This is a genomic window from Dehalococcoidia bacterium (assembly GCA_035574915.1).
GTDB lineage: Bacteria > Chloroflexota > Dehalococcoidia > DSTF01 > WHTK01 > DATLYJ01.
The window spans coordinates 17,790-32,944 of sequence record DATLYJ010000005.1 but is presented as its reverse complement, the minus strand read 5'-3'; the positions used below and the strand labels follow the sequence as shown (position 1 = coordinate 32,944).

Below are 15,155 nucleotides of genomic sequence, written 5' to 3'. Positions count from 1 at the left end.
CCGCCACGACCGTCCCCCTGCGGCCGCCCGCGCGCCGCTGGGCTGCCACCGCCGCGCGTCCCGGCGCGCGCTCTGGACGCTCCCGGAGGGCGGCGCCCCTGCGCGCCTTCGGCTTCGCGGCGCGGGAATGCAGCAGGTCGTCCCCTGCCTCCGCCTCGTGCAGCCTCTCGCTCGCCACCGGAGGGCGGCCTCGGCCCCGTTCGCGCCGGCCGGCGCCCTTCGCCCCCTCCTGGCCGGGCTCGCCCCGCCTGCCCGTCGCGTGCCGCACGCCGGCCTACTTCGGCCTCGCGGCCGGGCTTGGGCGCCAGCAGGGCCAGCGCCGAGACGCGCCCGGGACCGGGATTCGTCAGCCAGTGCTCCATCTGGGGCGGGACGACCAGCGCTTGTCCGGCAGAGATCTCGTACTCGTGCTGGCCGATGCGCACCACGCCCTTGCCTTCGATGATGTAATACATTTCGTCCGAGGCCGTCGGGTCGCGGCGAGGCTCCCGCTGGCCAGGTTCGAGGCACACGAGGTCGCAGACCAGGCGCGGCCTGTCGATCAGTCCAATGCGGTTCGCGCGCTCGCGCGAGAAGCGCCGGGCCGCGGTCACTTCCACGATGTCCATGGCCGGTCAGCGGAACCGGGGCTGCGGACGGCAGGGAGTCGCTGCCGCGCTAGAGAGCCCGCGGCCGCTCATCGCGCCCATCAGGTGGCCGCTGCCTCGGCGGTCGCGTGGTGGCGCGCCAGCGACTCCCGCAGCGTCTCGATGAGGCCGCTTTCGGCCGCGATCTTCGCGACACGCACCGCGTTCGTTATGGCGCTCGCATCGGCGCGGCCGTGCGCGATTACCACGACGCCGTTTACGCCCAGGAGGTACGCGCCTCCATATTCTTCGTACTGCAGTCGCTTCAGAGCCCGTCTCAGGGCCGGCCGCATGAGGAGCGACGCGGCGATGAAGAGGGGGCTACTCTTAATCACGGCCCGCACCTGCTCGAGTATGTAGTCCGCCAGCCCCTCACCGACCTTGAGCGCGATGTTGCCGGTGAAGCCGTCCGTAACGACGACCTCGGCCTTACCCTTGTGGATCTCGACCCCCTCGATGTTGCCCGTGAAGTTCACGTTTGCGTCGCTGAGGCGTTCGTAGGCCTCCTTGGTCAGGTCGTTGCCTTTGACGGCCTCCTCGCCGATGTTCAGGAGGGCGACGCGTGGATTGCGCACTCCGACCACCTTCTCCATGTACACCGAGCCCATCTGCGCGAACTGCACAAGGTACGAGGGCTTGCACTCCGGGTTGGCGCCGATGTCCAGGAGGAGCACGCGTCCCTCGTTATAGGGCAGCAGGGTCGCGACCGCAGGCCGCTCGATGCCGCGGATGCGGCCGAGGACCGTAATGGCGGAGGCCATGACGGCGCCCGTGTTCCCCGCCGACACGACCGCGTCGGCCTCGCCGTCACGGACGAGGTGGTGGGCGACGTTGATCGACGCGTCGCGGCGGCTGCGCACCGCCTTTACGATCTCGTCCTCCTCCATGTCGATGGCCTCGCCGGCCGGGACGATGGAGATGCCGCGCGGGTGGGCGCCGTACTTCTTTAGCTCGCGTTCGATGGTGGCCGCCGGGCCAACGAGGGTGATCTCGACGCCGTATGTCTGTGCCGCCTGGACGGCCCCCTTTACTGTCTCGAGGGGCGCCTTGTCGCCGCCCATGGCGTCGAGTGCGATCTTCAACTAGAACTCCCGGCCCTGGCTACGAAGATGAGTTGTTCCGTCCCGGGGCCTACTGGAGCGAGGTCGTAGTCCCCGTAGACGTGTGTAACATGCAGTCCCGCCTCTTGCAATAGAAGCTCCACCTCCGCCTGGCTCGAATAGCGCAGGTCGGTCTCGAAGAGCGCGCGGCGCAGGCTGCCGTCGGGCCCTATGCGGTCATATATATAGGTAAGGTGGCGGGTCATGGTCGCGGGGTCCGGGTGGGCGGCGACCAGCTTCATCACTGTCTCGCCGGTGGCCGCGTCCCTGCGCGTCCAGTCCAGCATCACGGGCGCCGGTGCACCCGCGTCCTCCCAGGAGACGCTCGCCGGCGACCGCACGCTCATGGCGAAAGTGCCGCCTGGTATCAGGTGACGCGCGGCGCAGGCGAGACAGGCGCGCTGTTCGGCTGTCGTCAGCAGGTGCTGGAAGGTGTTCGCAGCGACCACGACGAGGCCGAAACGCTGGCCCAGGTCGAAGTCGGTCATGGGCGCCTGGACAAGCCGCAGCCGTTTCTCGGAGATGCCTGCCGCGCGCATGTTCTCGCGCGCCCGTGCCAGCATCGGCGCAGAGGAGTCGAGCCCCGTCACCGGGAATCCCGCCGCGGCGAGCCTGATGGCGAGGCGGCCCGTGCCGGCGCCGAGCTCCAGCACGGGCGCGTCGTGGATGCGCGCCAGGTTCTCGTAGAAGTCCACGTCGTCAGTGAAGTCCCAGTAGGCGAAGTCGTACAGCTCCGCGAAGTCGGCGTAAGGGTCTCGGGACATGCACCCAGATTATCGCCGTCCGCGACCGAATCGGGCGACTACTTGAAGGTGACGTAGAGACAGGCTCCCGGCCATGGGCTACTGACAAAGGCAGCGGCCTGTTAGCGACTGCCAGAGTGTCAGCCGCATGTCGGTTGAGCCGGCCGGCTGAATTGCTAGGCCTGCCCGCGTCAGGTTCCACGGCTGAAGGCCGCCCCAGGGATGTCCTCTTGATGGCGGTGGCTTGCCGTCCTGCCGTCCTGACGGCGGTGCTTCCGCCGATTCGCTCACCCACGCGCTTGCACGGAGAGCCGGCGCCGCATTGACGCCAGGTGGCCGGACGGCTACCGTAGCAGCGTGGAAGCCCGCGGGCATGGCATCGGAGGAGGACGGATTTAGGCCCCAGGCCGAGGTCCGGCTCACCGCGCGCCCCACGACCTCGGTCGTGGGGTTTTCGTTTTCCACCTCGCCCCATCCTCAGGACGTAAGGGAAGACAGCACCAGCTGATAGGCCAAGGAGCGAACGCATGCGCCTCGAGAACCTGAAGAAGACGGACCCGGAGATTTACGACCTCGTGCGAGCGGAGGAGAAGTATCAGGCGGAAACGATCCGCCTCATACCTTCCGAGAACTACGCCTCCGCCGCGGTCATGGAGGCGTTGGGCACCGTGTTCGTCAACAAGTATTCGGAGGGCTACCCGGGCCGCCGCTACTACGAGGGTCAACGCTATGCGGACGAGCTCGAGAACCTCGTGATCGAGAGGGCGAAGGCGCTGTTCCACATGGACCACGCCAACGTCCAGCCCTACTCCGGCTCACCAGCGAACCTGGCGGTCTACTACGCGCTGCTGGAACCCGGCGACACGATCATGGGCCTCGCGCTTCCCCATGGCGGCCACCTCACTCACGGCTGGGAGGTCAGCGCCACCTCCCGCTTCTGGCGCGCCGTTCAGTACACGGTCGACCCTGTCACACACCTCATCGACTACGACAAGATGCGCGAGCTCGCTCGGCGGGAGAGGCCGAAGATCATCGTCGCTGGCGCTACCGCCTACCCGCGCCAGTTCGACTTCAAGCTCATCGGCGAGATCGCGAAGGAGGTCGGCGCCTACTTCATGGCCGACCTCGCGCACATCGCCGGGCTGGTCGTCGCGGGCGCGCACCCCGACCCTTCGCCCTACTGCGACGTCATCACGACGACGACTCACAAGACCCTGAGGGGGCCGCGGGGCGCGATGATCTTGTGCCGGGAGGAGTTGGCGGCTGCCATCGACCGTGCCGTCTTCCCGGCCCTCCAGGGCGGGCCCCATAACCATACGACGGCGGCGATCGGTGTGGCGCTGAAGGAGGCCGCGACGCCCGAGTTCCGCGACTACGCGCACCAGGTGGTCCGGAACTGCAAGGCCCTGGCGTCGCAGCTAATGGAGCGCGGTTTTTCGCTCGTCTCCGGCGGCACGGACAACCACCTGGCAGTCATCGACATGACGACCAAGAAGGTCTGGGGCAAGCCCATGGCCCAGGCGTTGGACAAGGCTGGCATCGTCGCAAACTACAACACCATCCCCTACGACCCGCGCCGGCCCTTCAGCCCCAGCGGTGTGCGCATCGGCACACCGTCCGTGACCTCGCGCGGCATGAAGGAGCCCGAGATGGCGCGCATCGCGGCCTGGATCGACGAGGTCGTGGGCGCGGTGAAGGACGAGGAGCGGCTGGCCGCGATAGCGAGAGATGTGGCGGAGTTCTGCGCGGCCTTTCCGGCGCCGGGCATTGCTTATGACTGAGGCGCCGGCGCCGACGCGGCCTTCGAGGCGCGGTCTTGGAGCTTTTGACCGATCCGGTGCCTCCTGCATCGCGGGGTCGCGGCTCGTCGAGCAAGTTCAGCCCAGGTTGCCCGCGCGGCGGCCGACGCTTCCGTACCTGGCGGGGACGGGGAGCCTGGCCGCGCCTCGAGCGCGTAAAGAAGAGCCAGTTGGCCTTGACCCCCTCGGCCCTGGCCGCCGATAATTCACCTGGACAACCTATGACGGTCGTACTGGTCTCCAGGTATAGAGCGGGCACCTTCGACGAGGTGCCCGCTGTGTTTTTCCACAGGTCCGATAGTAGGAGGCGCACGTGAACTCCAGCGTCATCGGCAAGATCGAGAAGGCCAGGCGGTACGCGCAGGAGCGCGACCGCATCCGGGTAAACGCCCTCAGCGTCCACTTCCGTGGCGAAAACGCCGACCACGACGTCGAACTGGCGGACGAGAAGTGGCGTTGCACCTGTGACTTCTTTGCCGGTTATGGCGCCTGCGCCCACACCATGGCCCTCGAGCGCATCCTGGAAGGGATGCTGCCCGCGCCCGTGATCGCGGCTTCTCCCCTGAGGGCGACGGTCTAGGAAAGACCGGCTTCCTCGCGGCCCGGCGAGCTGAGGGGCCCGCCGGCTCGAGTGCGCACGTCCGCCGAGCCTTGCGGCGCGTCCGCGGCGTTCGCTAGCCTTCGATGCCCAGGCGCGCGCGGTAATACTCGATCGTGCGGCGCAGGCCTTCGTCCAGCCCGACCAGCGGCCGCCATCTCGTGGCCTTCCGGAGCTTCTCGGAGGTGGCGTAGTTCGCCGGCACGTCGCCAGGGCGCTCGCCGAGGTCCCTGATCGGGACGCTGTAGCCGAGGATGTCCGTCACCTTCTGGACAATGTCCCGCGCCTTCGTCCCCGTATCGCTGCCGACGTTGAAGTAGTTCAGGCCCGGCAGTTCGAGCACCTCCGCGTGCGCCGCCGCCAGGTCCTCCACGTAGATGTAGTCGCGGATCTGCTCGCCCTTCCAGTAGAGGGGCACGGGCTGCCTCAGCAGGGCGGCGCGGATGACGTTGGGGATGAGGTGCGTCTCCGGCTCGCAGAGCTCGTTCGGGCCGAAGGGATTGAAGTAGCGCAGGATGTTGGCGTCGAAGCCGTGGAGCCGGTGATAGACGGCGACAAAGGCTTCCGCGGCGATCTTCGTTGCTCCGTAAGGATTCGACTGAATGCCAAGGGGGTCCTCCTCACGGATGGGAAGACGCTTGGGGACGCCGTAGACGGTGGCGGAGGACGAGAAGACGATGCGGCGGACGCCGGTCCTGCGCATCGCCTCCAGCAGCCGGACCGTGTTCACGATGTTGTTCTCCGCGAAGGCGACAGGGCGCTCCACGGATACGCCGACGGCGATGAAGGCCGCGAGATGCACCACGGCATCGTGCTCCGCCAGGGTCTCAGTCAGCTTGCGCTCGTCCTTGAGGTCGCCGCGGACGAAGACGGCCGCCCTGGGCACGATGTCGCGGCGGCCCGATGAAAGGTTGTCGTACACGGTCACCTGGTGGCCGCGCTCGAGGAGTATCCTTGTCGTGTGGCTCCCGATGAAGCCGGCGCCGCCGGTTACGAGTACTCGCATCGCGGCCATCGTACCGCGAGAATCGGGTGAAAGCCCTATGCCGCCGGGGAAGGGCCGCGATTAACCTTTTATCGGTCCCGGTCGTTCTTATGTATGGACGCCGAGCAGGAGCGGATGGTTCTTGCTGTTCCGATTTCTCGGCGCTGCGAGGAGACTGTATCATTGGCTCGTTTTCCCAGGCCATCTGAGAAGATGACAAAGCTCTTCTCCTCGAGCTCCGACGGCGCCCGTGAGTGGGAGCCGGAACGCAAGGTGATCGAGGCCGCCCAGGCGGGCGACCTCGAGGCGCTGGCCACGCTCTACGACACGCACATCAACCAGGTATACCGCTACGCGCTGGCGCGACTGGGCAACCAGCACGACGCCGAGGACGTGGCGGAAGAGATCTTCCTGAAGATGCTCGCCGGCCTCCCTTCCTACGAATGGCGCAAAGTGCCCTTCGCCGCCTGGCTCATGCGCATCGCCCGCAACGAGGTGGTCTCCTTCACGCGCCGTAACGGCAAGCGCGCCCAGGACGGCGAACTGCCGGAAGAGCTCATGGACCGGCGCAACGCCGACCCGGCCGAGACGACGGAGCGCACGATGGCGCTGGAGGACTTGCGCAAGGCCGTCGCCCTGCTGCCGGAGGCGCAGCGCGACGTGATCATCCTGCGTTTTGCCTCCGGGCTGTCCGTCGCGGATACGGCGAAAGCGCTGGGCAAAAACGAGAACAACGTGAAGGTGCTGCAGCACAAAGGCATGCAGCGCCTGCAGGTGCTGATGACACCCAAGTACCCGGAACTGGCCCAGCGAAACGGCCACGCTGCCGGACAGGGGCAGAAGAAGTCATGAGCAAGCGCATCGAATCGCTCATGCAGGAAGCCCTTGCTGGCATCGACGCCGGCCTGACTCCGGAGGAGTGCCTCTCTGCCTGGCCGGAGCGCCGCGCTGAACTGGAGCCGCTCCTGCGCCAGGCGCTGCTGCTGCGGGTCGCCTACGCGTCCGCGCCGCGGGAGGAGTTCCGCCAGCGCGCCCGTGACAAGCTGATGTTCGTGGCCGGGCGCGAGGCCCGCCAGGCCCTCGCCGCGGAGCCGGACCCTCACTTCGTGAGGACGACACGCCAGCGCTTCCTCAACGCCGCGGGCGCGTCTGCCCAGGAGTCTCTGCGGGCCGTGCCACCGCCGCGGTTGGCCTTCTGGGTAAACGCCCGCCGGCGCCTGCTGGAAGCTGCGAGCGCCGGCCCGGCCGCGGCGCCGCGCGGCATGAGCTACGCCCTGCGCATGGGCTTCTCGGCCGCCGCGGTACTCGTCCTCGCGCTCACTGTCGCGGGCATGGCTTACTTCACATCCGCCTCGGCGAAGCCCACCGTGGGTCAGGAACTGGCAGCGCTCGAGGAGCAGATCCAGCAGATCGAACAGAAGGCCGAAGCCGGGCTGCCGGTGGCGCCGGAGGTGCATCTCGCCGTCGCGAGCAAGCTCGCCAACATCGCCGAAAAGATCGGCCCGAACCAGACTCAGTCGGCGGTCGTCGCCCAGGAGCTGATCGAGCGGCAGAAGAAGGCGGTGGCGGACTCGCCGGTAGCGCCGCAGGTGCAAGCTCAACTGGCACCGGTCGAGGAACGCGTAGTCCGCATCGCCGCCGCCCACGTACCGGCGACCCTCGAACCGACGGCGCCCGGTAGCTCCGCGGCTGCAGCGTCGGGCGCCTCGCCCGTGACCGCCGCGACCGCAGCGCCGAGCGCGACGTCTCGCCCAGCGCCGACCGCGACCCTGGCGCCGCTCACCGGCAACCAGGCCCGCTTGCGCCTGCTGCCCGGCGACACAGGCTGGTCAGAGTTCTCCACCCCGACCTTCACGATCGAGCTTCCCAGTTCCTGGACGATCAGCGGCGTGAGCTTCGGCGCGGATGGACTGGCGCAAATGGACACCAACCGCCTCTTCGTCAGCGGCAGCGGCGTCAGCCTGAACATCAACGTCCGCAGCGGCGAGATCCAGGCCCTGATCGACGGCGTCCTGGTCCTGCTCCGCTCCGACCGGGGCGACCGCATGCTCGTCCCCGACCTCGTAGCGGTTGCCGGAGGCGAGAGGGCGCTGATCCTCACCCGCATCCTCGACTCGGTAGAGCACGAGGCGTCACCGACGGCGACGCCAACGAGCACGCCCACCCGGACGCCGCCTTCCCCGACCCCAAGGCCCTAGCCGGCGCCTAAACCAGCGCCTCGCCCGCGCCGATATTTAGTTGTCCCTCTTTCGAGGAAGGCCGCGTCCTTTCCGGAAGGACGGCATCAAATTGGGCATGGAGCGGTTCAGATGGTGCAGGCCGGATCGGCGTATGACTACGATGACTCCAGGGAAGACCGGCGACCCGAGATCCGGGCACTCGAGCCGGTGGAGGCGGAGATGGGCGGTGGCGCACTTCAGCAGGCAATGCGCGCCCTGGTGGCAAGCGTAAGCGCCACTTACCAGCAGTTCGCCCACGCCGCCGAGAACTTCGCCCGAGAGGCGATGCGCGCGATGGAGGAGTACGCCGCCCGCGCCGAGCACTCCGCAGGCGAGAGCCGGGAGATGGCCGATGTCGCCGGCCGGGCCGCGGAGGATGCCCGCGGCATCTCAAGCACGCTCGAAAGCGTGATCGCGGAGGCGCGCGCGCAGATCCGGGGCGACATCGAGGCCATGCTTGCTGACGTGAGGCCGCAGATCGACGAGGCAGTCCGGGCAGCCAACGAGGCCCTGGCTACCGCCCGCGAGGCCGCCGAGGAAGCGCGCCGGAAGACCGATGAGGCGCTGGAGCGCATCGAGGCCTCGGTCGAGGCCAGCCGCGCCGCCTCGGCGGCCGCCGAGGCAGCGGCAGAGGCCGCGCGGCGCAGCGCCGAGTCCGTCGAGATGGCAGTCGCGGAGGCGCGGCACGGCCTCCACGCAGAGGCTGCCCGCGTCGACGACGAAGCCGCCGCCAGGGTCGAGCAATCGCTGAAGGCGAGCCAGGAGGCCGCGGTCGCGGCCGAGCGCGCCGCCGAAGACGCGCGAGCCGCCGCCCTGGAAGCCATGACCCACGCGGCCGAAGCGCGCCGCCCTGCGCCCGAGGATCCGGGCACCCAGGCCCTGCTGGACCGCCTCGAGGCCGACTACCAGCTCATCGCCGAGCTGATCAAGGGCCTCCAGTCGCGACTCGCCAGCCTCGACCGGGGGGCTGAGGTGGCGATGCCCGCTGACCTCCAGCAGACCGGCATGCAGAGTGAAGAGGAGGAGCCGCAGCCGGAGGCTTCCTGGGCCGCCTGGAGCACCTCCTCCCCTGCTTCCCCTACTGACGAGTCCTCTCGAGACGAGGGGCAGTCGGCCTGGGCCGTCGAAGAGGCGGCGCCCTCGGAAGTGCAGGCGCCCGGGGAGGTGTCGGTGGCGGCCGAGTCCAGGCCCGAGGCGCTCGGGCCGGCGGAGACCGCGCGCTCCGAGTGGACCGAGCACGTATGGCCAGCCGAAGAAGTCATCGGGCCGGAAGCCGCGTCCGCCGCCAGGGAACCGGCCGCCGGCTACGCCGAAGCGCAGGCCTGGGCCGGGCCGAGCGCGAGCGAGACTCCGGAGGCGACGGACCAGGCCTGGCCCGTCGAGGCTGAGCCGGAGGCCGCCGGAGACCAGGGCGAAGACCACTACGACGGGGCCATTCAATGGCCGTCGCCGGCTACGGCCTCAGGGGCCGACTACGAGCGATCCTCGGACGCCTGGCACGCTGACAAGGACGAGAGCCTCGAGCCGTCTCCCCAGCCGGACGAGCCGGCCTCCGGCGCGCCCTTCCCGCTGTGGTCGCACCCGGACTACACGCCAGCCCCGACGGCCTCCATGGTCGAAGAAGAGGCCGGAGCCACGACATCGGCCGGAGGCTCCGGCGCCGCGATGCTCGAGGGCCGCCTGGTGCTCACCATAGCGCCGGTACCGGACTTCGACCGCCTCCTGAGCCTGGACGGCGCGCTCGGGCGCCTGAGCAAGGTTGAGAACGTAACCCTGGCAGACTACGCGCGCGAGGAAGTCACCTTCCGTGTCGAGATCGGGTCGCAGGTCAGCGCCGAGGCCTTCGCCCGCGAGCTGGCCGAGGCGATCGGCCAGGGGATCGAAATCCTCGAAGCCGGCCCGGGGACGGTCGCCCTCCGGATCACCGGTCGCGACGAGTAGAGGACCCATGGCGCAAGCCTCCCTACGCAAGCGTCTCCTTCTCCAGTTCGCTGTCGTAGCGCTCTGGTCGCTCGCCGTCGGCGTTTCCGCCCTTTCGGCCGAGGACCCGGACGGAATGCTCATCCGCGTCGGCATGGTGCTGGTCACCGTCGGAGCAGCGATGTGGCTACCCCCGGCAATTGCCCTGGCGGTGGTGCCGGTCGTGTGGGCCGGGCCGAACTATGCCCGAGCGCAGCTGGGCGACTACGTCCTCTTCGAGAAGCTGATGTGGATGGAGTTGGCAGGCCTGGTTGCCCTTGCCGCTGCTGCCATGTTGACAAGGCGTCAGCTTTCGGTCCTGGAGAAAGAGAGCCTGGCGCTCAACGGACACTTCGCGCTCCAATCGGAAGTGGACGAAGAGACCGGCGTCTACCAGGAGCGCCTGCTGGCTGAGTCGATAGAGCGCGAACTCGTGCGCTCGCGCCGGTTCGGCCGCGAGTTCGCGGTAATGCTCGCGGGTGTCGACTCGAGACGGGCCAAGTTCGACTACCGGGCAGACGACAAGTGGCAGCTCGGCCTGAAGGCCACGGCTTCGGTGCTGCTGAACACGCGCCACAACATCGACCGGGTCTACCGCTACGGAGACAGAGGCTTTGCGCTTTTGCTGCCGGAGACGGGGCCGAAGGACATAACCGGACTCGTCCGTCGCCTGGCGCGCACAGCCAAGAAGGCCAACCCACCCGAGGGCGAGCCCGGCGGACCGCTGCCACTGCACTTCGGCGTGACCTTCTTCCCCCACTGTGCCACGACAGTCGAGGACCTGCTGCGCCGGGCGGAGGTCGCACTGCGGCTCGCAGAACGGAGCCCCACGCGGCTCCAGATCGACGGGGCAGAAGCCCCGGACCTGCCCGCCCCCGAATTGCTGCGCAAGGGTGAGGGGGAGGACGAAGAAGAGGCGCTCGTCGGCGCCCTCGCCGGCAAATGGCTGGGGGCGGAAGCGCCGGAGGAGGAGCAACCGGGCGTCTGGCTGTCCACTCCGGCGGCAACACGCGGTCCGGCGGCAGCCCCCAACAGCGGACCCCAGGGCGGAGCAGACGCCACCGCGGGCGCGGTTGGGGACCTCTTGAAGAGGCTGGACGAGACGTTAGGGATGATCCGGTCGCTGAAGGCGGGCGGCAGCGAAGCAGCCTAGAATCACGGCTCCGCAGACTGTCACGGGCAGCCTTGTCCTAGGTCTTCGGCCGCTCCCGGGACCGGATGAGGAGCACGGGAGTCTCCGAGCGGCGCAGGATGCCATCGGCGACGCTGCCGAAGACCAGCCGCCCCAGGCCGCCACGTCCATGGGTCGACATCACGATGACGCCTGCGCCCTGCTCCCGGGCGACACTGAGGATGACGTCCGTTGCCGGCCCTTCGCCTACGAACGCCTCCACTCTTCCTCCACCGGCGGCGAGGCGGTCCCGCACCTCCGCAAGGTAGCGGTGGGCGCCCTCCTTCTCTGCCTCCAGCGCTGACTGGAACACGTCGACGCTCGCGGCGGCGGCGGCAGGCGCCTCGATGATCGCAGGAGGCTGAGACATGCGCATGGCGAGCGAGTCGACCGCCTGCACGAGCACGATGCGCGAACCGAAGCACCTGGCAAGCTCGCCAGCCGGGTCGATGGCCTCCTCGGCCAGGTCAGATCCGTCCAGCGGCACGAGGATGGTCTCGAACATGGGGCTCCTTCTTGGGGCGCTATCAGGGCCTGCGCGCCGGGATCAGGACTTCGGCCACGCCCTGCGTCGGCCGGTCGCCGCGAGGGTCCTCGATGAACACGTCCAGGCGGACGAGGGTCCTGTCCCCCTGGTCCTGCTTGTCCGTAATGAGCCCAATGCACTTCAGAGGTTCGCCGTGCCGGGTCGAGCGGCGGAAGTTGACCTCGAGGCTCTGGACCCAGCCCTCTGGGCCGCACCAGTCCGTGAGGAGCTGCGACAGGAACGCCTGGCTCATTGGCCCCGGGATTATCGGGCCGGCGAGGCCCTCCCTGCGGGCGGCCTCATCGCTCGTGAAGCGACTCGACATGCCGCTGCCGTCACCCATGCGGCCGGCGGCTAGGTACTTTTGGACCTGGGCGAGGTCCGGATGCTTGAGCAGGGGGCCAATCTCGTCGCCGGGCTCGATGTCTTCGCCGTAGACCTGCTCTCTCATTGCTGCTGCTCCACCTTCCGGTGCACCAGGGAGGCGTCGGACACCGCCACGACCTCGCCGCGCTGGTTGGTGTAGGTCGTGCGGCGCACGAGGAAGACCATGCGGCCGGTGCGGCCGGTCTTCTCGTAGATGTCATGCACCTTCGTCCGGGCTGTAATCGTATCTCCGGGACGGATCGGGGCGTGGTACTCCCAGTGCTGGCCGGCGTTCAGGGTCAGGTTACCGTAGCGCAGCTTCGGGTCGAGGCCGCCGCCGGTGCGGATGGAGGTGTAGAAGGCCGGGGGAGCGATGAGTCCGCCGTAGGGACCTGTCCTGGCGGCCTCCTCGTCCGTAAACAGCGGGTTCGTGTCACCAATGGCCTCGCAGAAGGAGAGGATGTGCTCCTTCGTCACCTCGAAACGCCCGGTCTCGACCTCGACACCTACGACGCTTTCGTCGTAGCTCAGCTCCTCGTCCTGAGCCGGCAGAGCCATGCCTATTCCACCCCCCTCAATGTGTCCTCGATGCGCATCGGGAAGTAGTGCCCGTGCTGCAGTTCTTCCACCAGGTCTTCGATGCGGCGGATGGGCCTGTGAAACACCGTAAGGCAGCGGCCTATGGAGCTGACGTAATGGGCGTCGGAGCCGCCGACGCGCTTGAGGCCGTAACGTTCCGCCAGGCCTTCGGCGCGCCCGTTCTCCTCTCCGCTGCTGCCGCCGTTCAGCGTCTCGATCGCCTCGACATGGGCGAGGTGGGAGCCGGCCTCGGCGTGGTCCCAGAGGCCGATGCGCGGCCGGCCGGCATGGGCTCCGACCGCGTAGCCGCCGTACTCTCGCACGGCGGCGAAGAGGTCCGCCGAGGGCAGGTCGACGCGCGAGAAGTCGAATTCGCGCTGCAGGCGCTCGGTGATGCCGTAAACGAGGACGTGGCCGATGTCGGTCTCGAGCTCGGCGCCCTTGAGGACGACAAGGCCGTACTGCCGGGCCAGGTCGTCGTAGGAGACGTCAGGGTCGAAGCCGCGGTGCTCCGTGAGCACGAAGCCATCCACCTGGTAGCCGCGTTTCCGCCGGCCCGCCAGCCACTTGAGGTAGCCCTCTACCGTGCCGCCGGCGTCGTCGGAGGCATCGGTCGAGTGGGAGTGGAGGTCCAGGTAGAAGAGCCCGTCCAAGTGAGTCTGTGCGGATTCTAACAGACGCTCACCCTTCGCCCGACCCCGTGTTGACAAGGCGGACGGGCGGCGCGAATATTTGTTCGAACATGTGCGCGCGCTCGGCCTCGGCGGTTGTCTACACCATCGGGCATTCGAACCAGAGCCTGGACCGCTTCCTGAGGCTGCTGGCGTTGAGCCGCATCAGCGCCCTGATAGACGTGCGCTCACAGCCCTACTCGCAGTTCGCGCCCCAGTTCAACCACGCTGCCCTGGCCCAGCGGCTCGAGCATGCCGGCATCGCCTACGTCTTCGCCGGCGACACGCTCGGTGGCCGGCCCGGGGGGCACGAATACTACGACGTCCACGGGCACGTCCTGTACTACAAGGTGGCACAGAGCGAGTTCTTCGCGCTGGGCTTGTCGCGCTTGAAGCTGCTCGTGGAGCAGCACGAGCGCGTCGCGATCATGTGCTCGGAAGAGGACCCGACTGACTGCCACCGCAGGCTGCTGATCGGCCGCGTCCTTGCCGGCGACGGGTATGCCATCCACCATATCCGCGGCGACGGCCGCGTCCAGGACGAAGCGGAGATCGCGGGCGCACAGAAGGTCTCCAGTCTGGCGCAGCGCGGCTTCTTCGACGACGGCGAGGAGAGCCTGTGGAGATCTTCACGATCGGTTTTGCCGGCAAGACGGCCGAGCAGTTCTTCGAGTCACTGAAGCGCGCCCGGGTCGAGCAACTCGTCGACGTCCGGCTGAACAACGTCTCCCAGCTGACCGGCTTCACCAAGAAGTCCGACCTCCCCTATCTGCTGGCCTCCATCGCCGGCATCGGCTACCGGCATGAACTGCTGCTGGCGCCGGCGGAGGACCTGCTCAAGGCTTATCGCTCGAAGGAGATCGAGTGGGAAACCTACGCCCGGCGCTACCAGGACCTTCTCGTAGAACGCGCGGTCGCGAAGGAGTTGCGTCCGTCGGACTTCGCCCGTAGGATCGCGCTGCTCTGCAGTGAGCCCAAGGCAGACAGGTGTCACAGGCGGCTGGCGGCGGAGTACCTTCAGGCCCAATGGCGTGACGTGAGCATCGAGCACCTCTAGCAGTGTCATTCCTCCGGCGGCTTTTCGGAGGTAGTCCGGGCACCGAAGCGGGCGGACGAGGCGGCCCCGGGCGGACAGCGTCGACCTGCTGTGCCTGGCTTTCTCCAAGAAGCACGGCGGCCGGTGCGTCGCCGGGCTCGACCTCGAGAGCGGGCGCTGGCTGCGGCCGGTGTCGCCCCAGGACGACGGCACCCTGTTCCCCAGGCACTACCGCCTTCCCGATGGCTCCGAGCCGCGAGTGCTGGACGTGCTCCGTATCTGGCTTCACCGGGCGAGGCCCGAGCCCCACCAGCCGGAAAACCACGTGGTCTCCGCCCGGCCATGGCAGCGTGTCGCGCGCCGGGCCGAAACGGTCGCAGGCCTTTTGGCGGCGGCTATCGACGCCCGTCCACTGATCCTCGGCACCACGGGCGACCGCATCCCGTACAGCGCGGCGGCGGCGAGTCCCCTGGAGGCATCCCTGGCCCTGGTACGTCCGCGAGAAGCCGTCTTCGTGTCCACACGGAGCTACTCCGGCAACCCTCAGGCCAGGCTCCGTTTCCGCCACGGCGGCTCCGGGTACTACCTCTCGGTCACCGACCCCGTCTGGGAGCTCGAGATCGCGGGCAGGCGGGAGGGAGAGTACCGGCCCCGGGAATTGGGGCTGGACGAAAGGCGGCTGCTGGTCACGGTCTCGCTGGGCGAGCCCTTCAACGGTGACTGCTATAAGCTCATCGCGGCGATTTTCGAAGCACCCGCGCCGCTGTAGAATCCGTA

17 protein-coding genes are annotated in these 15,155 nt (G+C 68.3%); 9 read left to right on the top strand and 8 right to left on the bottom strand.

Going from position 1 to position 15,155, the window contains the following annotated elements; translation table 11 throughout:
* The 3 genes from VNN10_00510 to VNN10_00500 form a co-directional block, all read right to left on the bottom strand.
* Positions 1-608: cupin domain-containing protein (locus VNN10_00510; GenBank protein HXH20480.1), on the bottom strand; the 608-nt coding region annotated here is incomplete at its 3' end.
* 80 nt (positions 609-688) lie between these two features.
* Positions 689-1,708: a phosphate acyltransferase PlsX gene (gene plsX, locus VNN10_00505; GenBank protein HXH20479.1), complete on the bottom strand. Its 1,020-nt coding sequence runs from the start codon at positions 1,706-1,708 to the stop codon at positions 689-691.
* Positions 1,705-2,490, bottom strand: coding sequence for a class I SAM-dependent methyltransferase (locus VNN10_00500; protein ID HXH20478.1), 786 nt, complete (start codon positions 2,488-2,490; stop codon positions 1,705-1,707). Before VNN10_00500 ends, plsX begins: the two co-directional genes overlap by 4 nt.
* A 506-nt stretch (positions 2,491-2,996) precedes the next feature.
* Here VNN10_00500 and glyA point away from each other — a divergent pair.
* Both glyA and VNN10_00490 read left to right on the top strand, forming a co-directional pair.
* Positions 2,997-4,250, top strand: a complete 1,254-nt coding sequence (glyA, locus tag VNN10_00495; GenBank protein HXH20477.1) for a serine hydroxymethyltransferase — start codon at positions 2,997-2,999, stop codon at positions 4,248-4,250.
* Positions 4,251-4,581: 331 nt separating this feature from the next.
* Positions 4,582-4,848 (top strand): hypothetical protein, encoded by a 267-nt coding sequence (locus VNN10_00490; GenBank protein ID HXH20476.1) that lies wholly within the window; start codon positions 4,582-4,584, stop codon positions 4,846-4,848.
* A 94-nt stretch (positions 4,849-4,942) separates the two neighbouring features.
* Here the strand turns inward: VNN10_00490 and VNN10_00485 are convergent, their stop codons facing one another.
* The gene (locus tag VNN10_00485) at positions 4,943-5,872 is read right to left on the bottom strand and encodes an NAD-dependent epimerase/dehydratase family protein (protein ID HXH20475.1); all 930 of its coding nucleotides are present in this window, start codon (positions 5,870-5,872) and stop codon (positions 4,943-4,945) included.
* A 192-nt stretch (positions 5,873-6,064) separates the two neighbouring features.
* Here VNN10_00485 and VNN10_00480 point away from each other — a divergent pair, with 192 nt between their 5' ends.
* From VNN10_00480 to VNN10_00465, 4 genes are all read left to right on the top strand, one after another.
* Positions 6,065-6,703 (top strand): sigma-70 family RNA polymerase sigma factor, encoded by a 639-nt coding sequence (locus VNN10_00480; protein ID HXH20474.1) that lies wholly within the window; start codon positions 6,065-6,067, stop codon positions 6,701-6,703.
* Complete coding sequence (locus VNN10_00475; protein ID HXH20473.1) at positions 6,700-8,049, top strand: hypothetical protein; 1,350 nt, start codon at positions 6,700-6,702, stop codon at positions 8,047-8,049. The genes VNN10_00480 and VNN10_00475 overlap by 4 nt, the downstream gene beginning before the upstream one ends.
* A 111-nt stretch (positions 8,050-8,160) precedes the next feature.
* Entirely contained in the window at positions 8,161-10,011 is a 1,851-nt protein-coding gene (locus VNN10_00470) for a hypothetical protein (protein ID HXH20472.1), read from the top strand.
* A 7-nt stretch (positions 10,012-10,018) separates the two neighbouring features.
* Positions 10,019-11,182, top strand: coding sequence for a diguanylate cyclase (locus VNN10_00465; GenBank protein ID HXH20471.1), 1,164 nt, complete (start codon positions 10,019-10,021; stop codon positions 11,180-11,182).
* A gap of 37 nt (positions 11,183-11,219) precedes the next feature.
* Here VNN10_00465 and VNN10_00460 read toward each other — a convergent pair whose 3' ends face one another.
* From VNN10_00460 to VNN10_00445, 4 genes are read right to left on the bottom strand one after another with little or no spacing between them, the layout of a single operon-like run.
* Entirely contained in the window at positions 11,220-11,705 is a 486-nt protein-coding gene (locus VNN10_00460; GenBank protein ID HXH20470.1) for a universal stress protein, read from the bottom strand.
* A 22-nt stretch (positions 11,706-11,727) separates the two neighbouring features.
* Positions 11,728-12,177: a dehydratase gene (locus tag VNN10_00455; GenBank protein HXH20469.1), complete on the bottom strand. Its 450-nt coding sequence runs from the start codon at positions 12,175-12,177 to the stop codon at positions 11,728-11,730.
* Complete coding sequence (locus VNN10_00450) at positions 12,174-12,650, bottom strand: MaoC family dehydratase N-terminal domain-containing protein (GenBank protein ID HXH20468.1); 477 nt, start codon at positions 12,648-12,650, stop codon at positions 12,174-12,176. The genes VNN10_00455 and VNN10_00450 overlap by 4 nt, the downstream gene beginning before the upstream one ends.
* 2 nt (positions 12,651-12,652) lie before the next feature.
* Positions 12,653-13,324: a PHP domain-containing protein gene (locus tag VNN10_00445; GenBank protein ID HXH20467.1), complete on the bottom strand. Its 672-nt coding sequence runs from the start codon at positions 13,322-13,324 to the stop codon at positions 12,653-12,655.
* 89 nt (positions 13,325-13,413) lie between these two features.
* Between VNN10_00445 and VNN10_00440 the strand changes: the two genes are divergently transcribed.
* From VNN10_00440 to VNN10_00430, 3 genes are all read left to right on the top strand, one after another.
* Entirely contained in the window at positions 13,414-14,022 is a 609-nt protein-coding gene (locus tag VNN10_00440; protein ID HXH20466.1) for a DUF488 domain-containing protein, read from the top strand.
* On the top strand, positions 13,962-14,399 hold the full coding sequence (locus VNN10_00435; GenBank protein HXH20465.1) for a DUF488 domain-containing protein: 438 nt from the start codon (positions 13,962-13,964) through the stop codon (positions 14,397-14,399). The genes VNN10_00440 and VNN10_00435 overlap by 61 nt, the downstream gene beginning before the upstream one ends.
* Before the next feature lie 169 nt (positions 14,400-14,568).
* Entirely contained in the window at positions 14,569-15,147 is a 579-nt protein-coding gene (locus VNN10_00430) for a hypothetical protein (protein HXH20464.1), read from the top strand.
* The last annotated feature ends 8 nt before the right edge of the window (positions 15,148-15,155 follow it).